This window comes from Tenacibaculum sp. 190130A14a (assembly GCF_964048965.1).
Classification (GTDB): domain Bacteria; phylum Bacteroidota; class Bacteroidia; order Flavobacteriales; family Flavobacteriaceae; genus Polaribacter; species Polaribacter polynesiense.
Genome location: NZ_OZ040189.1, coordinates 1,382,691 through 1,403,039 on the forward strand (window position 1 = coordinate 1,382,691; position 20,349 = coordinate 1,403,039).

A 20,349-nucleotide genomic window follows, 5' to 3' on the forward strand; every position below is an offset into this window, starting at 1 on the left:
ATGTGAGGTTTTTTAGATCGAGGAATCTTTGCAATATAAAATTAAACGTCATGAAGATTCATCATTTAAGAAATGCAACAATGGTTATTGAAACTGCTAAGCATGTGATTTTAGTCGATCCTATGCTAGGAGAGAAGGGAAGCGCAGGACCACCATTTACTTTATTTCGATTCAAACCTAAAAGAAACCCGATTATAGATTTACCTAATGGATATGAAACTACTTTAGAAAAGGTAACCCATTGTGTAATCACACACCAACATCCCGATCATATTGACAAAGCTGGAGAGCTATTTTTAAAAGAGAGAAACATTCCAGTTACTTGTAGCCAACTGGATGAAAAAGTATTTAAAAAGAAAGGTCTCAATGTAGTCCAAACTTTACAATATTGGGATGAGAGCGAATTTTTGGGAGGAACTATTGAAGGGATTCCTGCACGTCATGGTTATGGATTCATTGCTAAACCAATGGGGAATGTAATGGGATTTGTGATTAAGTTAAAAGATGAACCTAGTGTTTATTTGAGTAGTGATACCATTTATACAAAAGATGTAGAAAAAGTATTGAAAGAATACAAACCAGAAATTAGTGTAGTAGCTGCAGGAACTGCCCAATTGGATCTGTTTCAACCATTACTCATGCGTGTAGAGGATGTTGTAAAGTTTGTAAAAACTACGCAAGGAAAAGTAATTGCAAATCATTTAGAAGCAGTAAATCATTGTCCAACAAAACGAACCGATTTAAGAGCGATGTTTAAAAAAGAAGGGGTGGCAGATAGAACTTATGTTCCCGAAGATGGTGAAATGATGGAATTTTAATTGTGATTTTATTTTTAAAATTATAGGTCAGGGTAATCATGTGGTCTCATATTCAAAAGCAATCTATAATGAAGTAATACAAGAAAATTTTAGTTTCCTAATTAATTTGATTTCATAAGTTGCAAAACTTGTGGAATCTTTTCTTACTTTAGGAAGTCTATGAACCAGCCTAATTTACATCAGCGTTTTAATCGCGTAAGAGCATATACAGAAGACATATGCAAACCTTTACAAACAGAAGATTATGTGGTGCAAGCATCAACGTTTGCGAGTCCTGCTAAATGGCATTTAGCGCATACTACCTGGTTTTTTGAAGAGTTTGTTTTAAAAACACATATCCATAATTATCAGGTTTATGATCCTAATTTTAGTTTCTTATTTAATAGCTACTATAACAATGTTGGAGAAAGAGTTTTTAGAGCGAACAGAGGAACAATTACTCGCCCTAATGTAACTGAAGTATATGGTTATAGGGCTTATGTGAATAAGTATATGTTACAGTTTCTTAGCGGAACATATACTAAAGACATAGAAGAAATAGTTGAGTTAGGCTTGCATCATGAGCAACAGCATCAAGAATTATTAATTACCGATATTAAATTTATGCTTGGGAGTAATCCTATTTTTCCCGTATACCAAAAAGGAGCTAGTTTAATAAATTCTGAAAATACAACTTTAGGTTTTATAAAAATAGAAGAAGGGCTATATGAAATAGGACATAAAGGAAATGAGTTTTGTTATGACAATGAGTTAGGAGTGCATAAGGTTTTTCTAAATGATTTTGAAATTAGCTCAGCGTTAGTTACCAATAAAGAATACATAGAGTTTATAGAAGATAAAGGATATAGTAATTTTAATCTTTGGTTAGATGCAGGTTGGACTTGGGTAACTGAAAATACTATAAACTCACCTTTATATTGGTATAAAATAGATAATGAATGGTTTCATTTTACCTTATCAGGATTACAAAAAGTAAATCCCAATGCAATACTCACACATGTCAGTTTTTATGAAGCTGCTGCATTTGCTGAATGGAAAAAAATGCGATTACCAACGGAGTTTGAGTGGGAGGTAGCCTCTAAGAAAATGGAATGGGGAAAACGTTGGGAATGGACTTATTCAGCATATTTACCCTATCCTAACTTCAAAAAGGCAGCAGGAGCTATTGGTGAGTATAATGGTAAATTTATGATAAATCAAATGGTACTTCGAGGAGCTTCGGTAGCAACATCACCAAATCACAGTCGATATACATATCGCAATTTTTTTCACCCGAATGAACGTTGGCAGTTTACAGGAATTCGATTAGCAAAGTAATATGTTAGAACAATTTATGAGAGATGTAGATACAGGTTTATCTGCATCATTCAAACATTTATCGTCAAAATACTTTTATGATGATATAGGAAGTCAAATTTTCCAAAAGATCATGGCTATGCCAGAATACTATCTTACAAATTCAGAATATGAGATCTTATCGTTACAAGCTAAGCAAATAGCAGAAAAGGTAAACTTTAAGGTCCCGTTTAATATTATTGAGTTAGGGGCAGGCGATGGTTATAAAACAATTAGATTGCTGAAAAACCTTAAAGGCTTAGGTTTAAACTTTACCTATATTCCAGTTGATATTTCAAAGAAAGCAATTGATATTTTATCTGCAAAAGTAGCAGATGAAATCCCTGATGTAAAGTTAGAACCTTATGTAGGAGACTATTTTAAATTATTAATTAATTTACCCAATTCTATCCCCAGTTTAGTATTGTTTTTAGGAAGTAATATTGGGAATTTTAAAGATGAAGATGCGAGAAGTTTTTTGAGTTTGATTCAAAGTCATTTAAAACCTAATGACAAGTTATTAATTGGATTTGATTTGAAAAAGAATCCAATTACCATTAAAAACGCCTATGATGATCCTCATGAAATAACAAAGGCGTTTAATATGAATTTGCTACACCGAATAAACAAGGAGTTAGGAGCAAATTTTAATCTGAATAAATTTGATTTTTACTGCCATTATAATCCAATAACAGGTGAGGTGAGAAGTTATTTAGTAAGCTTGGAGAAGCAAGATGTTTTTATTCAGTCGCTAGAAAAAACCTTTTCTTTTGATGTGAATGAGTTGATTTGGACAGAATTGTCGAAGAAATTCGATTTTATAGAAATAGAAGCTTTAGCAGTCAATTCTGGATATAAGTTAGAACATCATTTTTTAGATTCGAAAAACTACTTTACGGATAGTTTATGGAGTAAATAGTTGCAATTTTACAATTTTACAATTTTACAAGTTTCAAATTCAATTGTATCAAAACTTGTTGATGTCCATTCACTTAATGATCTTAAAATAGGAAGTAGTGCTTCTCCACGTTTAGAAAGTGAGTATTCTACACGTGGTGGGGTTTCAGCAAATCTTTCTCTAATAATAATTTGATCTTCTTCCAATTCTCTTAGCTGTTCAGTAAGAACTTTTTTAGAAATATTAGGGATAAAAAGTAGTAGTTTACCAAAGCGCAAACTACCATTAGCCAATATATAAATAACAATTGGTTTCCATTTACCACCTATGATATTCATGGCATGTACAAGCGTACAGCTATTAGGGTTTTCAATTATTTTACGAGCCATAGTTACCTTTTTGTAACCACAAATTTAAGTAAAATAATCTTATTAGTATCAAAAATAAACTATTAATAGTAACTTTGTGAAACTAATTAAAAAGAAATAAAATGCAAAATGTTTTTATCATAAATGGACATGAAGAGTATGAATTCTCGAAAGGAAGGTTAAATGAGAGTTTAATAACTCGTCTTAAAGATTTACTAGCTAAAGAAAAATTTTCAATAAAAACGACTACAATGAAAGATGACTATGATATTGAGGAAGAAATAATGAAGCATCAATGGGCAGATATAATTGTTGTACAAATGCCAGTAAATTGGATGGCCACTCCATGGAGTTTTAAAAAATATCAAGATTATGTATATAGTTTTGGTATGGATGGTCGTCTTTGTTCTGGAGATGGACGTACTCGAGAAGATGCTAGTAAGCAATATGGAACAGGAGGAACCTTACAAGGGAAAAAGTATATGCTTTCATTAACATTTAATGCTCCTGAAGAAGCATTTAATAACAAAGAACAATGGTTTTTTGAAGGGAGAAGTGTAGACGACCTTTTTTTACCGACACATCTTAATTTTAAATTCTTCGGTATGGAAGCGTTGCCGACTTTTGTATGTTATGATGTAATGAAGAATCCAAATATTGAAAATGATTTTCAACGTTTTGAAGAGCATATCAATAAACATGTTGTTAACGCATAAATCACTAATGTAGAAATGGCAGATTTACAAAAAAGTTTAGATAAACTTAAACTTAAGATTGAAGGAGGAATGGCTCCTGAAAGTGTTGCAATCATGCATCAAGCAACAAAAGATTTGGAAGCGAGTGGAGTAGTAAATGGTATTTTGAAGGTAGGTGATAAGGCCCCAGAATTTATCTTGAAAAATCATAAAGGAGTAACTATAATTAGCGAGGAATTGTTAAAAAAAGGTCCTATATTAATTACTTTTTATCGTGGATTATGGTGCCCTTATTGTAATAAAGATTTGGCTTATTTAAAACGCTTCAAAGAACAGTTAGAAGCAAAAGGAGTAACTTTGTTAAGTATTTCTCCCCAGTTAGAAGAAAACAATAATAAAATTGTAGAACAACAAAGATTAAACTACGATTTGCTAACAGATAATGGTAATAATATTGCTAGTGCGTTTGGTTTACGTTGGACGATGATAGATCCTTTAAAATCATTATACGATTCTTTCGGAATTAACTTGCCTAAATATAATGGAGATACATCTTGGACGCTTCCAATTCCCGCACGCTTTATTATTGGGGAAAATGGAATCATTAAGTATGCAGAGTTTTCTGTTGACTATACCAAACGTCCAAATCCAGATGTATTGTTAGATATCTTATAAAATCTATAAAGTATAAATTTGTATTTTAGTGATATGGATCTTTCAAAATACAAGGTGGTTTAAATTTTATTAAAAACTTATTTAAGAAGATCTATTCATAATTATGTGAATCCTATCAAAAAGAAACTGAATTCAATAACACTTATTGAATTTCTTTTAATATCAAATTAATCAACTATGTACACTAGAAGAAACTATTCCATCAGAGATATGCTGTCATGGACACGACGCTATATCTACATCTTTGTAATTCTATCATTAATTCCAGTACTGTTATATACAGGGCTAAGATGGTATTGGTTGCATTTGCCATGGTTGCCAATTGGATTGGTGGGTACCGCACTAGCTTTTATAATTTCATTTAAGAATAATGCTACCTATGGTCGTTTATGGGAAGCCCGTAAAATATGGGGAGGAATTGTAAATGCTTCTCGTTCTTTTGCAATGATGACCAATGATTTTATAACCAATGAACGAGCCGAACATAAGTTAAGCGAGAAAGAATTATTTGCATTTCGAAAGCAGTTGATTATGCGTCATGTTGCTTGGATGGCTTCTTTACGTCATGCTTTACGTACTCCGAAGCCTTGGGAGATATCTAATTATAATAAATCAGATAGAGAGTATATAGACAATAGATTGAATGTGAAAGAACGCGTATCAACTTTAGATGAAGAACTTACAGGATATGTAACGGAGGAGGAAAAATATTTTATTTTAAGTCAGCGTAATAAACAAGGAGCTTGTTTGAATTTGCAATCAAAGCAATTAAGAGATTTAAAAGAGAAGGGGTATATATGGGAGTTTGCATTTTTAGAAATGGAAAGAATGCAAGTAGAATTTTTTACACTACAGGGAAAAGTAGAACGTATTAAGAACTTTCCATATCCACGTCAGTTTGCTACATTGAATCGTTTCTTTATTTGGATTTTCGTGTTTTTATTGCCTTACGGAATGATGCACGAGTTTAATAAAATCGGAAAGCAAATAGTAGAACTTACACATACTTGGAAGCCTTATCCAGAAGGAGGATACCATCATTTAATAGAATTAATTGGAGAGCATTTTGTTTGGTTTACAATTCCGTTTAGTATCGTCATTTCTTGGATATTTCATACGATGGAACGTATTGGAGAAGTATCAGAAAATCCGTTCGAAGGAACACCAAATGATGTACCAATTACCACAATGTCTAGAGGTATAGAAATCGATATTCGTCAAATAATAGGAGATGAACCAGATGAAATTCCTGGACCTATTGAAGCTAGATTCGATACTCAAATGTAATACTATAATTAATCCTGCAAATGCAGGATTTTTTTTTGCATCATTTTTAAAAGGATGCGTCTTAGAAGGTGAATAATAAATAAAATTAAAAGAAAGATGCAAAACACCCAATTACCCGTAGCAATTATAGGAGCTGGTCCGGTAGGTTTAGCGGCGGCAGCTCATCTTAGTTTAAAAAATATCCCTTTTATAGTATTTGAAGCTGGAACATCTGTTGGACAAAATATGTTGTCTTGGAGTCATGTTCGCGTGTTTTCACCTTGGAGGTATAATATAGATAAAGCAGCACGAGAACTGTTAGAACAAACAGATTGGAGAGCACCTGATGAAGATGGTTTACCAACAGGAAAGGAATTGGTGGAACTATATTTTCGTCCGTTGGCAAATCTTCCGCAGATTTCACCATTCATACATGTGAATGCTAAAGTAGTATCCATAGGAAGAAAAGGTTTTGATAAGATGAAAACTTGGGGAAGAGAGGAAAAACCATTTTCAATAAAAGTAGAAGAAAAAGGAAAAGTAAATTACTATGAAGCCAAAGCAGTATTAGATGCTACGGGAACATGGAACCAACCAAATCCAATAGGTTCTGGAGGAGTGTTTGCAGAAGGAGAGCAAGAATTAAGTGAGCATATATTTTATGGTATTCCGAATGTAAAAGAAGATCATTTGGAACGTTATAAAAATAAGAATGTAGTTGTTGTTGGAGGTGGGCATTCTGCGATTAATGCATTGTTGGATTTGGCGGAAATACAAAAAGAATACCCTGAAACGCAATTGAATTGGATTTTGAGAAAAGACACCATGGCAAGAGTGTATGGAGGAAAGGAAGATGATGCGTTAGCTGCAAGAGGAACCTTAGGAATTAAAATAGAAGCCCTGGTAAATAGTGGGAAACTAAATGTATACACTCCTTTCCATATATTAAAATTAGAGAAGAGTGAAGAAGGAATCCAAGTAACAGGAGACCTGAATGGAACATTGAAAACCATTTACCAATTAGATGAAATTATTAGCAATACAGGATCTCGACCTAATTTAGATATGATACGAGAAGTTCGAACAGATTTAGATGCCTCTTTAGAATCTGTATTTGATTTAGCGGAATTAATTGATCCGAATATCCATAGTTGCGGTACAGTAAGGCCACATGGAGAAAAAGAATTGCGTCATCCAGAAAAAGATTTCTATATCGTAGGTTCTAAAAGTTATGGAAGAGCTCCTTCGTTTTTAATGGCTACTGGATATGAGCAAGTACGCTCTATTGTAGCCTATTTAGCAGGAGATTTAGAAGCGGCAGCACGTGTTGAATTAGATTTACCACAAACAGGAGTTTGTAGTACTGATTTTAATTCTGCAAAAGAAGGAAATGTTGGTAGTTGTTGTGGTTCCGAATCGGTTGAAGAAGAGAAGAAAGTAGCTTCTTGCTGTTAAAAATAAAAACCATTGATTTAATAAAAGTATAAAACTGCATCATTTTAGAAGTACTACGTCTTAAAAGATGAGAAATAATAAAAACAAGAATACATGAAAACAAGAAATAATAAGAGAGAAGAAAAAACAATGCAAGGAGGAGGATGTTGTGGAACGGTTCCTGTAAAAGTTACAACAGCTCAAAATACTTGTGGAGCTTCACTAGAAGTAAATGAAAAACCACAAACAGGTGGTGGATGTTGTTAACAACAAAAGGAATAACATATAAAAAACAAAGCTCCTCTTTTAGAGGAGCTTTACGTTCTAGTTGGGTAATGGCTTTTGCAGGTTTAGGAGATGCTATTCTATATCCATTATTACCGGTATATGGTGCTGAATTGGGATTCTCAGCTTTGTTTATTGGAATTTTACTTTCTATCAATCGATTTGTAAGAATCATTTCAAATACACACATCGCTAACTTAATTAATCAAATAGGAATGAAGAAGATGCTTATTGCAACTTCGATGTTGGCAACGTTAACCACATTTGTATATGGATTGAAATTAGGAGCGGTACTATTTTTAATAGCAAGAGTTTTATGGGGATTGAGTTATTCTGGATTAAAAATCGCTACGTTAAATTACGCATCCAAATCTGAAAAGAATGCAGGGTTGGCATTCGGACTTACCACAGCCATAAAATCTTTAGGAAGTTTGTTTGTATTGTGGTTCGGATCTTATTTAATAGCGGCTGCAGGGGTTCAAAAAGGGCTTTTTGTTATAGCTAGTCTTAGCTTAATTGGTATTCTATTGGCTTTTACATTACCGAGCATTCCATCAGAATCAAAAGCAGTAAATACCAAACAAACATTTTATCCAAGTACCATAAATATATTAGTTTTTCTAATGTCTCTCACAGTTGATGGTATTATGGTAGTGGCCTTGTCTAATTTGATAGGGAGCACTATGGAAATATCTGAAGTCCTAATTTTAGTAGCATTTTACTTATTCCTTAAAAAACTATTTACTTTGTTATTCTCCATTTTAAGTGGAGTACTTTCTATAAAAATTCAACCGAGTATATTGTTTTCTGTAGGGGTAATATGTGTAATATTCGCTTTGCTGTTAATTGTGGTAGGTTTCCCAATAGTAGGAATCATTGTAGCTTTCTTATTTAACACAATGGTAGTTACATTTTCTCCATTGGTGGCTATAGAACAACAAAAAGAAAACAAAAATTCATTGCAAGCAATTTCAAGTGTTAGTACTTGGTGGGATTTAGGGGCTGCACTGGGAGCTTTTATTGGAATTATACTTGTAAATGCTTTAGGAGTGCAAACACTTTTTTTAATTTTATCAATAACTTTAACTATCTTATTCATCATTTATATTATTCAAAATGCAACAACAAATCGTTCAACTATATAATCCTTTATTAGGTTACGTTAAAAAGCGTGTTCGTAATCAAGAAGATGCTGAAGATTTAACACAAGATGTATTTTTTAAGTTGGCAAAGTCTACTAAAGAGCCTGTAACTAATTTGAAAAGTTGGGTATATACAATTGCAAAAAATACTATTACAGATTACTATCGAAAAAAACATGTAGAAACAAATACGATAGAAGAAGACACCTATATGAACTATGAATCTTCAGAAGATGCTGGGGAAGAATTAAGCACTTGTGTAAAGGCTTTTATAGAGCAATTACCAGAAGAGTATAAAGAATTGTTAGTCTTGTCGGAATTAAAAGAAATCCCTCAAAAAGAAATTGCGGAACAGTTGAATATGAATTATGTAACTGTACGTTCTAAAATACAACGTGGAAGAAAAAAATTAAAAGAACTAATTGATGGATGCTGTACCGTTTTACAAGGAGGAAAAGGAAGTATTATGGAGTACGAATCTAAAACTGGGTGTAACAAAACAACATCGTGCGATTAAGAATGCATCATTCTCATATACGATCGTCTCAAATAAAAAAATAAATAATGAATTCATTCGATACAGTTAAAACCAACTATAAACACTCTTTTGTAAAGAGTAATCCAGAAATGTTAACCTCAATGTTCGGTACTACAGATGTAATACCTCTTTGGATTGCAGATATGGATTTTGAAGTTGCTGTGCCTATAAAAGAAGCACTACAAGAATTGATAGACAGAAATATATACGCCTATGAATTTAACACTACAGGAATTTATAAAGCCATTATTGATTGGAATGTAAAACGTCATCAATTGAAGTTAAACCCTGAATCATTTGTACAGGTAACAAGTGTATTAACCGGAATAGCTGTGCTAATTAAAGAGTTGACCAATAAAGGAGAAGGTGTTATGATACAAACACCGGTGTATCATCAGTTTGCAAATGTTATTAAATCTACCGGTAGAAAAGTAGTAGCAAATCCTTTGAAAATAGTAGAAGGAAAATACCGAATGGATTTAGCAACAATTGAGAATAATTTTAAAGAAGAAGCGGTTAAATTGTTTTTGTTATGTAACCCACACAATCCAGTAGGACGCGTATGGAGAAAAGAAGAACTAGAAGAATTAGTTCGGTTAGCAAATGCTTATGGTGTTACGATTATTAGTGATGAGATACATTCCGATATTGTATATGCTAAAGCTACATTTCATAGTATAGCATCATTAAACGAAAGTGATAATCATATTGTTATTTTAGGGTCTCCGGCGAAAACATTTGGAATGCAAAGTATTTCTAATGGGTATCTCTATATAAAGAATGAAGCAATACACGAGAAAATAAAGAAAGTAGTGTCTTCTATGTATTTAGATCATGGAAGTATTATTGCAGGAAATGCAACTATTGCGGCTTATACCAAAGGAGAAAAATGGTTGGATGAATTATTGAGTTATCTAGAAAACACCTTGAGCTGGATTGAAACCTTTCTTGAAAAAGAATTACCTCAAGTAAAACTATTTACTCCTGAAGGAACCTACCAAATTTGGTTAGATTTTAGAGAGTTAGGACTATCAGATAAAGCACTAGAGCATGTTATAGTGAAGCAAGCAAAATTAGCTTTGGCACCAGGAAGTTGGTTTGAAAGTTCACATACACAGTTTATGAGAATGAATATTGCATCTCCTTTAGAAACAATACAAAAGGTATTTGGTCAGTTAAAAAAAGCTATTGATAATGGGGTAGATGAGAATTTCAATGAAAATGAAGAAGCTAGTTCGACTTGTTCTTGTTAAAATCACCTGTATTATTTAGTAAATGAAAATCTACGATACAATTGTAATTGGTGGTGGTCAAGCAGGACTTTCGGTAGCCTATTTTTTACGTCGTTCAAAGCTTGAATATTTGGTGTTGGATAACCAAGCGAAACCTGGTGGAGCATGGTTACATACTTGGAATAGTTTGAAACTATTTTCACCAACAGAGTATAGCTCATTATCTGGTTGGATGATGCCTAAAAGTGAACATGAGTATCCGACTAAGAATGAATTTATTAATTATTTAGAGCAGTATGAACAGCGATATAATTTTCCTATTCGAAGAAATACAAAGGTTGTAAGTGTTCATAAAGAAGAAGGAATATTCAAAATAAGCACGAATCAAGGAGATTTTTATACCAAAACCTTAGTAAGTTCCACGGGGACAGCTCAAGAACCATTTATACCAGACTATGCCAATGTAGGAGAATTTGAAGGAGAGCAGTTACATTCGGTTAATTATAGAGATTCAAGTGATCTTTTGGGAAAGAAAGTGTTAATTGTTGGAGGAGGTAACTCAGGTGCGCAGATATTGGCAGAGGTCTCTAGAGTTGCTAGTACCCAATGGATCACTTTAGAAGAACCTCATTTTTTACCTGATGATATAGATGGTCGTTATTTGTTTAACCAAGCAACGCAGAAGTTTTTAGGAAAGTCAACGGAACAACCTTCCAAAAGAAAGGCGTCTTTAAGTAGTATTGTAATGGTTGAAAGTGTAAAAGAAGCAAGAGATAGGAAAGTGTTACATACGAAAAGACCATTCAAATCATTTTATAAGGAAGGTGTTATTTGGAAAGATGGAACACAAGAGCCTTTTGATGTGGTAATTTGGTGTACAGGATTTAAAGCGAGTTTAAGACATTTAGATACACTAAATATCATTAGAAATAACAAGATAGAAACGCAGTATACTCGCTCAGTAAAAGAACCGAATTTATGGTTGGTGGGTTATGGAAGCTGGACCGGTTTTGCTTCGGCTACCATTTACGGAGTAGGAAAAACAGCAAGACAAACTGTAAAAGAAATAACAGAATTTTTATCATAACTTGCATAAAAAAACAAATGCAAAAAAGTAACAAGGTTTTTATAGCAACAAGTATAGACGGGTTTATAGCCGATAAAAATGGAAACATAGATTGGCTTCATGAAATACCTAATCCAGATAATATAGATATGGGATATCATGAATTTACATCTTCAGTGGATGCTATTGTAATAGGAAGAACAACCTATGAAACGGTGCTGGGTTTTGGTATCGATTGGCCCTATCAGAAACCTGTGTTTGTGTTAAGTAATACACTGTCTGATGTACCTGAAAATCTGAAAAAAAAAGTGTTTTTAGTAAAAGGAACTTTAACCGAAGTTTTAGAGCAGATTCATAATAAAGAATGTTATGCTCTTTATATAGATGGAGGAAAGGTGATCCAGAGTTTTTTAAAAGAAGATTTGATAGATGAAATGATTATAACAAAGATACCAGTACTATTAGGAGAAGGAATATCCTTGTTTTCAAATTTACCAAATAGGCTACATTTTGAATGTATACACACTACAATATATTTAGATAAAGTGGTGCAAAATCACTTTAAAAGAGTGAAATCATAAAATTTCTGCATCATTTTAGAATGTCATCGTCTTATCAGGTAGAATCAATGTTTAATTATTAAAACCTAAAAAACGATGACATTTAAATTTAAACCAACAGTATTTGCAATTGCAGTAAGTTTCTTTACTCTTTTTACAACAAATGTATTAGCGCAAACGGCTTGTTGTGATGAGAAAAAAGACAAGGCCGCATGTAATACAGAGAAAGTAGCTGAAGAAAGTACTTCTGGATGTTTGCCTTCTAGTTGTAGAGGAGCTAAAACCAAGTTTGGTGAAGCAAAAGTAATTTCATCTTTAAGAGAAAATTTAATTGGGTTAAAAGCGCAAATGGAGCAATCTAAAACTCCAGTTTTTGCTCAACGTTCGTACGATATCCATGGAATCGTTGGAGAAAACGAGGAGAAGAGTTTACAAATTATTGTGAGAGAGCTTAAGTTAATTGAAAAAGAGTTTGCTAGTAAAACAAAGTTCAAAACTTCAACTTTTAAGTTGCCTAGTAATAAAGCAAAGCAAGTAGCCTATTTAGATAATAGAATAAAAGAATTGAAAGCCTATTTGTAAAAGCTAGAATTACATAAAAAATGACTTTTAGAAAACTCATAAGTTTATCTATTGCTGTAAGTTTTGTTGTATTATTTGTTACAGGCGTTTTATCCTTTTTTCAACCTTATTCGAACCATACAGCGACTTTACATACAGTGTTTGGAGTACTATTTACTTTTGGGGTAGTTTTCCATTTAAAAAACAATTTTCGCTCATTTATCTTATATCTCAAAGGAAAGTTACCGCTGTTTATAGTGCTAATTGGTGTATTGGTGTTTTTTGCAGGATACTATCAAATGTATCCTTTAAATAAGTTTATGGACTTTGGAGCTAAGCAGAAAGCAACAAGTGAAAAAGAACTTAACCGTACCGTTTTTGAGTTGGTAGAGATGAATACATTAAAAGATATTCAATTATCTATTGATGTTTTACGTTCAGAGCATTATTGGCATCCGCAAATGGCTATTTGGATCGAAGATACCGAAGGAAACTATAAAGAAACACTCTTTGTTTCAAAAGCAACAGCAAAAGGATTGTTTTTTGGAGGAAGAAGTAAAGAGAATTTTAAAGATTTCGATGAAATTAAAAATGCATCAGGTGATTATAGAAGAGTAAATGCGTTGCCTGTTTGGTCGCATAAAAGAGGAGTGAAATATACAGATGGATTGTTTGTGCCTCCAAGTAATCAACCTTTACCAGATGCGATTACGGGAGCCACCATAACGGATAATTTTCAATTGCTAACCTCTGTTAATAAGTTGAAGGAGTTTACATTAAAGATAGAAATTAATGTAGCTTTTGATGATAATGAATATTACTCAGCATATGATTTTCCTGATGATAAGGTATTTCACAATGGAACAGGACAATTAGGACAGCCCTCTATAATTTTTGAAACAAAAGTAAATATGAATGATGATAAGAATTATTATTTAATGGATCTAGTTGGGCATGGTCATCATTCTGGACAAAACGGTATTATTTATAAAGATTTGTCGAGTTTAACCACAGCCAAAAAAATCATAGAACGAATAGTGTTAGGAGTACAAGAGAATCTTTAAATCTAAATTTTAAGAAAAGTTTAAAAGCTAATCCTTGCGAGAAAATTACTTGCATGGATTAGTTTTTTTATTTTTGAAGTATGTCAGAAAATAAAAGTACAAACGAACAACTACACGAAATACTCAAGTTTCAGAAAGGAGATTTTTTTATGAAGCAAGGAAAGGTTTGTACGGTTATAGGTCAATTGCTTAAAGGAGTAATGAGAGGTTTTGAATATGATATAGATGGTAATGAAATAACAACTCATTTCTATCAAGAAGGTGATTTGATTGTAGGGAGTTTTCTTCCAAATGGAAAAATGACATTCACCATTGAAACTTTAGAAGACTGCGACGTTTCAGTAGCTAATTATTTAGAGGTGATGGCTAATGTAAATAAGGATAGAGAAATTACAGAAGTTATTACCAGGGAATTTCAAAAATTAAATCAACAATTACAGTCAAGATTAGTGTCACTTTTAAACTTAAACTCATTAAAGAAGTATGAACTGTTTTTAAAAGAATACCCAAGCTTAATTAATCGCGTACCCAATTATTATATTGCAAATTATCTAGGAATTACTCCAACTCAGCTAAGCCGTGCTAGAAAGAAATTTGTTGAAAATTCAAATAAAAAATCACTTTAACTTTATCGTAAGCTCACTTCTCAACAAATGTTGATGAATGCCATATTTCATGATTATAATTTTGCTGAAACAAAGTTTAATTATAAGAAATGTATTTATGAAAAATTTGATTTTAGCAGTTGCAATGTTAGTTGGTTTAACTTCATGTGGGCAACATGGACATGGAAGTTTTGCCTCAGAAACAAATGCCAATTCATTAGCACAACCTACTAATTTTCCTACGGTAGGTTTTAAAAAAGAATATCAAGAAACAATTGAATTTCCGGTAGCAAAAGTATTTCCATTATTTGAACCACAAGGGCGTTCGCTGTTATATAGTAAATGGAATCCGATACTATTAAAAGAGGGAGAAGATGGTTCATTAAAAGGGCGCATAGAGTTCTCTAAGTATGATGATTTAGATGTTTTTTTGAAAGTAACAAAATACAACCCTAAAAAAGGACATATTCAATATTTTATTACTTGGGATGATTTTGAAGTTCAACGTATAGATATTTTCTGTACACCAGGAGAAAAAGAAAATACCACCAAAATTAGATGGATAGAATACAATGCAGGTTTGTATGAAAAAGGAGAAAAGTTAGTAAGCATGTTTGTGAAAAAAGGTTACTTGGTGAAAGTAGTACAACGTTATATAAACAATATTAAAAAGCAGTTAGAGAATGGAAAATAATATAAACACCCATTATACTTTTTCTGATACAGAGTTTTCTCAGCAATTGGCAAACTGTAATTTAAATCCAAAGTTATTTAATCACGAAGCGCATTTGCGATTGGGGTGGATTTTAATAAATAAATTAGGATTAAAAAAAGCGGAGGAAGAAGTTGAAAAACAACTTTTAAATTTTGGTAAGTATAATGGAGTACAGGACTTATATAATCGAACGGTTACGATTGTGGCAATGAGAGCAATTGATCATTTTATGAAGCGATCAAAAACTAAAAAATTTAAAGAATTTATCAATGAGAACTCAAGGTTACAAACAAATTTCAAGGACCTCATTATGAAACATTATAGTTATAATATTTTTGAATCAGAAGAAGCAAAAAGCATATTTAAAGAACCTGATTTAAAACCTTTTTAAAAAGAATTAATAAAACTCTGCAATGGCAGGGTTTTGTTTATTTGATGTAAAAGTGTAATTTTAGGTTATCAAAATGATAACAATTGCCTTTGATAAATATAAGTATGATCGTCCATTGGCAATGGACTTTTTTAAGATAGAAGAAAATAACGAGTTTCTTTTAACTGAAGAAGTCCATGATACTGATTTTTTTGAAATATTCTTTTATGATGAAGCCGATGGGTATGTGGTGTTGGATGGAGAAAAGATATTACTGAGAAAGGGGCTGTTTTTATTTGTGTCTCCTTATCAAAAAAGAAGTTGGGTTGTAGATGAAAACAAAGTAAAAGGATGGGCAGTTATTTTTGAAAAGGAGTTTTTAGCCAATTTTTTCTCAGATAAACTATTTGTGTACCGACTTCAATATTTTTACAATAAAAGTGTACTTACAACTTTCGAATCAGAAGAATTACTTTCTATCTTTAATCATACGATTTTCAATGAAATTCAAAATGAAATAATCAATTTTAAAAGTGATTCAAGACATATTTTGAGAGCGCTGTTGTATTATATTTTAATTAAAATGAATCGTGTATTTTGTGAGAAATATCAATTGGATAGTGAAACTCAATTAAATAACAATGCTTACTTGTTTAAAGAAGCTTTAGAACAAAACTATCGACATAAACATAAGGTAAATGACTATGTTTCTTTACTAAATGTGAGTAGAATAACCTTGAATCAATCTGTTAAAAAACAATTCAATGTTACCGCAACAGAAATGATAAAAGATCGCATTATTTCAGAAGTAAAAACACAATTAATTCATTCTACTAAAACTATATCAGAAATAGCCTACGATTTAAACTTTTCTGAACCTAATAATTTAATCCGACTGTTTAAATTGAAAGTAGGAACTCCTCCAAATCAATATAGGTTATCAAAATGATAGTTTTTAATCTGTATTAGATATCTTCAGAAATAGCACTTGTCTATAATTTTGTACCTGTAAATAAACTTTAATTGATTTTTAGTTTATGATTGATTAGAGCTGCCTTTTCGGTAGTTAAGGTAGCTTTTCAATTTAAAAATCAGTTAGAGGATATCATAAGAAATCAATCAATTAAAAGTCAATTATGAAAAAAGCAATTGTAATCGCAACAGGAATAGCTTTGTTAGCAGCTTGTAAAACAGGACAAAAAACAGAATCAAAACAACCAAAAGAAACAACCAATATGGAAGTCAAAAAAGAAAGTTTAAAAGAAACAGCATTAAAAGCACAGGATGCTTTTTTTAAGGAATATAGTGCAGATGGAATTAAAAAATACTTTACAGAAGATTATATTCAGCATAATCCGCATGTACCAACAGGAAGAGAGCCGGTTTTAGGGTTTTTAGAACCGTTAAAAAACGCAGGTACTACATCGACCACGCATAGAATATTACAAGATGGAGACTTTATTGTATTACACAATTCGTATGACAATGCAGAAGCATTTGGAGGAAAGGAAATGGTAGCTTTTGATGTTTGGAGAATGAAAGACGGTAAAGTAGCAGAGCATTGGGATAATTTAACTCCTAAAGTAGTGCAAACTGCTAGTGGAAGATCACAAGTAGATGGTCCAACTGAAGTAACAGATCTAGATAAAACAGATGCTAATAAAGAATTGGTTAAAAAGTTTGTAGATGATGTATTGTTTGGTAATGCTCCAGAAAAAATTACAGAATATGTTAGTACAGAACAATATGATCAGCACAATCCGTTAGTAAAAGACGGTTTAGAAGGATTAAATGAAGCTATTACCTATTTAACTTCTCAAAACAATATGTTTATATACAAGAAAGTACATAAAGTTTTAGGAGAAGGAAACTTTGTATTAACCATGAGTGAAGGAGAGTGGGGAGGAAAGCCACAAGCCTTTTATGATTTGTTTAGAGTAAAAGATGGAAAAATTGTGGAGCACTGGGATGTGATTCAAGAAATTCCAGTGAAAATGGCACATGAAAATGGTAAGTTCTAAATATTTTATAAAAGCCTCGACATTAAGAATGTTGAGGTTTTTTCTTAAAAAGAATCTAAGAAATTTACTATTAGTTTTAGTCTGTATAGGGTGTTTTAGCTGTCAACAAAATAAAGAAACAATGAAGAAACCATATGTTATAGAAGTAACTACTTTTCAATACAAAAACACGATTGATAAAAATGACTATTGGGAAGAAGACGCAAAAGTAGAAGAGAGATATACGAGTAACCAAAAAGGGTTTATTCGAAGAGAAAGTGGTTTTTCAGAAGAGAATAATGAAGTTGTAGTGGTCGTTTATTGGGAAACAAATGAAGATGCAGAAAAGTCTATGCAAAAGTTTATGAAAGATACATCAGTGGCTAAGTTTGCCAATATGATAAATCCAACTACACTGATAATGAAACGTTATACTGTGAAATAAGAAGTATACTTAGATATGAATCCTGTTTAGAACAGGATTTTTTTATGTAGTAATTTTAGAAGAAACCGTACATTTGAGTAATGCAACACTTCAAAACGATATCAGATTATTGCAAGGCTATTCAAATACCAGCTCCAAAACAAGCTTATTTTGATATTCGAACTTTTGAGGAAAACATGCCAACGGTGGTTGCTAAAATGCCTTCTTTTAAGCACGAGTTTTATGCAATAGCAATAAAGGTAGAAGGTTCTGGAAAAGCAATTTCTGGACATCATACCAATTTTCCAGAAGGAGCTACTGTATTTTTTAATACGCCATTTCAATTAATTTCATGGGATATTTTGCCTGATTGGGAAGGGTATTATTTAATGTTTTCAAAAGAATTTATTACACAATCAAAACACTTACAACAACTACTAAGTGAGTTTCCATTTTTAAAAATAGATCAATCCATTCCTTTTGAAGTAAAGCCAGAAGAGGTTTCTAAATTGCTAACGATATATGAAGGGATTTATGAGGAACAGCAAAATTTAAAGAAAGATTCACCTCTTATAATAGAAGCGCAGGTTTTGGTATTGTTGAATTTTGTAAGACGATTCTTTAATGTGCAAGTAACCAAACAAGATGCTGAAATTGCTTTCCGAAAAGCAGATGTCAACTTATTATCGAGATTTCAAACCTTAATAGAAACAAGTTTTTATGAAAACACTTTGGTAGTTAAAAGAACGCACTCACCAAGTTACTATGCTGAGTTATTAGCAATTCACCCAAATCATTTAAACGCTACAGTAAAACAAATAACAGGTCATACTGCAAAGGCGCATATTAACAATCATATTCTTCGTTTGGCTAAATCTCGTTTACTGCAAACACAAATGAGTATTAAAGAAATTGCCTATTCATTACATTTTAGTGCTCCCAATAATTTCAATAGTTTTTTTAAAAAACATATTGGACAAACTCCCAATTCATTTAGAAAGAATAGTTAGATTTTATTGAAGACATGCAGTTGTCAGTTTGAGTGTTTTTACGAAGTGAAAATGTATCGAGAACTTTTCTATGTAACTAAACTTCTTGTTACAGAATTCCTTTGAACCCTTATTTAAAACAAAGATTTCCTCCCTTTCTTTGTTTTTTATACTTCTTGATTTGATTCTATAAACTTTTACGAGAAAAGCTGTCAGACCTTTGTATCATCAAAACAAATGATATGAGAGCAATAACAATTTTTATACTAATACTATCCTTGTTCGGATGTCAATCACAAAAAACTCATACAATTATGAACGAAACTATAGCAATACAAGAAACTGTAATTAAAATGTTCGTCAATTCTGATGAGCGAAATTGGAGTGAAGTTGAAAAGCAATTTGCTTCAAAAGTGAATTTAGATTATTCCTCTATGACTGGAAATCCTGCTTCGGAAGTTTCACCAACCGAAATTACTTCAGGTTGGAAAACAGTATTACCTGGTTTTACTTATACACATCATCAATTAGGAAATTTTATTACCGAAAGTAATGGAAGTAGAGCCCATTCTTTTTGTTACGGAACTGCCACACATTTTATAGAAGATGAAAATGGAAGTGTATGGACGGTTGTAGGAACATATGATTTTAATCTAGAAAAAATAGATAACAACTGGAAGATTACTTCGATGACTTTTAACTATAAATACCAAGAGGGGAATGGGAAGCTAATTGAGAAGGCAATTGAAAATGTAAAAGCAAACTAAAATGAAAAAGCTATTCACCTTAGTAACAATAACATTCTTTTTATCCTGTACTAACAAGGAACTATCAGATAAAGTAGTACAGCAACAAAACCAATTAAAAAAGTACCAAATGACAGCCAACAAAGCCAGAAAAAATAAAGCAACTGTAAGAGCATTTTATGATGCTTTAACAGCAGAAAATGCCGAGACTGTAGCCAATTTATTTGCTGAAGACGCAAAACATATCAATCCTTATCATTCAGGGATATTTCCTAAGGGAGCAAATGGTAAAGAAGCAATTAAAAATTATTGGGAGCCAGTATTTCCAAATTTTGACGGAATGACATTTCCAATAGAGGAAATATATGCGATGGAAGACCCGAATATTGTTTTTGTAAAATACAAAGGAAACATTCAATTAAAGAATGGAGAAGGAGTATATAGTAACGATTATTATTCAACCTTTAAATTCAATGAAGAAGGAAAAATAATAGAGTATGTAGAAATTTTTAATCCAATTACTGCTGCCAAAGGTTTTGGATTAATCGATAAAATCAAATAGT

General features: G+C 32.1%; 25 protein-coding genes. 24 read left to right on the forward strand and 1 reads right to left on the reverse strand.

What is annotated here, in order from left to right:
* Positions 1–50 precede the first annotated feature (50 nt).
* The 3 genes from ABNT22_RS06725 to ABNT22_RS06735 all read left to right on the forward strand — a co-directional run bounded on the left by ABNT22_RS06725 (position 51) and on the right by ABNT22_RS06735 (position 3,072).
* Positions 51–818, forward strand: coding sequence for an MBL fold metallo-hydrolase (locus ABNT22_RS06725; RefSeq protein WP_348715189.1), 768 nt, complete (start codon positions 51–53; stop codon positions 816–818).
* 159 nt (positions 819–977) lie between these two features.
* Complete coding sequence (gene egtB, locus ABNT22_RS06730) at positions 978–2,135, forward strand: ergothioneine biosynthesis protein EgtB (protein WP_348715190.1); 1,158 nt, start codon at positions 978–980, stop codon at positions 2,133–2,135.
* 1 nt (position 2,136) lies between these two features.
* Positions 2,137–3,072, forward strand: coding sequence for an L-histidine N(alpha)-methyltransferase (locus ABNT22_RS06735; RefSeq protein WP_348715191.1), 936 nt, complete (start codon positions 2,137–2,139; stop codon positions 3,070–3,072).
* A gap of 8 nt (positions 3,073–3,080) precedes the next feature.
* Here ABNT22_RS06735 and ABNT22_RS06740 read toward each other — a convergent pair whose 3' ends face one another.
* Complete coding sequence (locus ABNT22_RS06740) at positions 3,081–3,440, reverse strand: helix-turn-helix domain-containing protein (protein ID WP_348715192.1); 360 nt, start codon at positions 3,438–3,440, stop codon at positions 3,081–3,083.
* Positions 3,441–3,541: 101 nt separating this feature from the next.
* Here ABNT22_RS06740 and ABNT22_RS06745 point away from each other — a divergent pair, with 101 nt between their 5' ends.
* The 21 genes from ABNT22_RS06745 to ABNT22_RS06845 all read left to right on the forward strand — a co-directional run bounded on the left by ABNT22_RS06745 (position 3,542) and on the right by ABNT22_RS06845 (position 20,348).
* Positions 3,542–4,135 (forward strand): NAD(P)H-dependent oxidoreductase, encoded by a 594-nt coding sequence (locus ABNT22_RS06745; protein ID WP_348715193.1) that lies wholly within the window; start codon positions 3,542–3,544, stop codon positions 4,133–4,135.
* Positions 4,136–4,150: 15 nt separating this feature from the next.
* Positions 4,151–4,789 carry a peroxiredoxin-like family protein gene (locus ABNT22_RS06750; protein ID WP_348715194.1) on the forward strand — a complete coding sequence of 213 codons (639 nt, stop codon included), beginning with the start codon at positions 4,151–4,153 and terminating at the stop codon, positions 4,787–4,789.
* Positions 4,790–4,966: 177 nt separating this feature from the next.
* Positions 4,967–6,076, forward strand: a complete 1,110-nt coding sequence (locus tag ABNT22_RS06755) for a bestrophin family protein (protein WP_348715195.1) — start codon at positions 4,967–4,969, stop codon at positions 6,074–6,076.
* 96 nt (positions 6,077–6,172) lie between these two features.
* Complete coding sequence (locus ABNT22_RS06760) at positions 6,173–7,510, forward strand: NAD(P)-binding domain-containing protein (protein ID WP_348715196.1); 1,338 nt, start codon at positions 6,173–6,175, stop codon at positions 7,508–7,510.
* 93 nt (positions 7,511–7,603) lie between these two features.
* Positions 7,604–7,756, forward strand: a complete 153-nt coding sequence (locus tag ABNT22_RS06765) for a hypothetical protein (protein ID WP_348715197.1) — start codon at positions 7,604–7,606, stop codon at positions 7,754–7,756.
* Positions 7,747–8,919, forward strand: a complete 1,173-nt coding sequence (locus ABNT22_RS06770; RefSeq protein ID WP_348715198.1) for an MFS transporter — start codon at positions 7,747–7,749, stop codon at positions 8,917–8,919. The genes ABNT22_RS06765 and ABNT22_RS06770 overlap by 10 nt, the downstream gene beginning before the upstream one ends.
* Positions 8,891–9,433 carry a sigma-70 family RNA polymerase sigma factor gene (locus tag ABNT22_RS06775; RefSeq protein WP_348715199.1) on the forward strand — a complete coding sequence of 181 codons (543 nt, stop codon included), beginning with the start codon at positions 8,891–8,893 and terminating at the stop codon, positions 9,431–9,433. The genes ABNT22_RS06770 and ABNT22_RS06775 overlap by 29 nt, the downstream gene beginning before the upstream one ends.
* 47 nt (positions 9,434–9,480) lie before the next feature.
* Positions 9,481–10,707, forward strand: a complete 1,227-nt coding sequence (locus tag ABNT22_RS06780) for a PatB family C-S lyase (protein ID WP_348715200.1) — start codon at positions 9,481–9,483, stop codon at positions 10,705–10,707.
* A 22-nt stretch (positions 10,708–10,729) separates the two neighbouring features.
* Positions 10,730–11,773: an ArsO family NAD(P)H-dependent flavin-containing monooxygenase gene (locus ABNT22_RS06785; protein ID WP_348715201.1), complete on the forward strand. Its 1,044-nt coding sequence runs from the start codon at positions 10,730–10,732 to the stop codon at positions 11,771–11,773.
* Positions 11,774–11,790: 17 nt separating this feature from the next.
* Complete coding sequence (locus ABNT22_RS06790; protein ID WP_348715202.1) at positions 11,791–12,333, forward strand: dihydrofolate reductase family protein; 543 nt, start codon at positions 11,791–11,793, stop codon at positions 12,331–12,333.
* A gap of 75 nt (positions 12,334–12,408) precedes the next feature.
* Complete coding sequence (locus ABNT22_RS06795) at positions 12,409–12,894, forward strand: hypothetical protein (RefSeq protein WP_348715203.1); 486 nt, start codon at positions 12,409–12,411, stop codon at positions 12,892–12,894.
* 20 nt (positions 12,895–12,914) lie between these two features.
* Positions 12,915–13,937, forward strand: a complete 1,023-nt coding sequence (locus ABNT22_RS06800; protein WP_348715204.1) for a hypothetical protein — start codon at positions 12,915–12,917, stop codon at positions 13,935–13,937.
* A gap of 80 nt (positions 13,938–14,017) precedes the next feature.
* Positions 14,018–14,563 (forward strand): Crp/Fnr family transcriptional regulator, encoded by a 546-nt coding sequence (locus ABNT22_RS06805; protein ID WP_348715205.1) that lies wholly within the window; start codon positions 14,018–14,020, stop codon positions 14,561–14,563.
* 97 nt (positions 14,564–14,660) lie between these two features.
* Complete coding sequence (locus ABNT22_RS06810) at positions 14,661–15,236, forward strand: hypothetical protein (protein WP_348715206.1); 576 nt, start codon at positions 14,661–14,663, stop codon at positions 15,234–15,236.
* Complete coding sequence (locus ABNT22_RS06815; protein WP_348715207.1) at positions 15,226–15,648, forward strand: hypothetical protein; 423 nt, start codon at positions 15,226–15,228, stop codon at positions 15,646–15,648. Before ABNT22_RS06810 ends, ABNT22_RS06815 begins: the two co-directional genes overlap by 11 nt.
* Before the next feature lie 73 nt (positions 15,649–15,721).
* On the forward strand, positions 15,722–16,576 hold the full coding sequence (locus ABNT22_RS06820; RefSeq protein ID WP_348715208.1) for an AraC family transcriptional regulator: 855 nt from the start codon (positions 15,722–15,724) through the stop codon (positions 16,574–16,576).
* Positions 16,577–16,763: 187 nt separating this feature from the next.
* Positions 16,764–17,648: a nuclear transport factor 2 family protein gene (locus ABNT22_RS06825; RefSeq protein ID WP_348715209.1), complete on the forward strand. Its 885-nt coding sequence runs from the start codon at positions 16,764–16,766 to the stop codon at positions 17,646–17,648.
* A gap of 121 nt (positions 17,649–17,769) precedes the next feature.
* The gene (locus tag ABNT22_RS06830; RefSeq protein ID WP_348715210.1) at positions 17,770–18,072 is read left to right on the forward strand and encodes a hypothetical protein; all 303 of its coding nucleotides are present in this window, start codon (positions 17,770–17,772) and stop codon (positions 18,070–18,072) included.
* Between the two features lie 80 nt (positions 18,073–18,152).
* The gene (locus ABNT22_RS06835; protein ID WP_348715211.1) at positions 18,153–19,061 is read left to right on the forward strand and encodes a helix-turn-helix domain-containing protein; all 909 of its coding nucleotides are present in this window, start codon (positions 18,153–18,155) and stop codon (positions 19,059–19,061) included.
* A 221-nt stretch (positions 19,062–19,282) separates the two neighbouring features.
* Positions 19,283–19,807, forward strand: a complete 525-nt coding sequence (locus ABNT22_RS06840) for a nuclear transport factor 2 family protein (protein ID WP_348727271.1) — start codon at positions 19,283–19,285, stop codon at positions 19,805–19,807.
* Between the two features lies 1 nt (position 19,808).
* Positions 19,809–20,348, forward strand: a complete 540-nt coding sequence (locus ABNT22_RS06845; RefSeq protein ID WP_348715213.1) for a nuclear transport factor 2 family protein — start codon at positions 19,809–19,811, stop codon at positions 20,346–20,348.
* The last annotated feature ends 1 nt before the right edge of the window (position 20,349 follow it).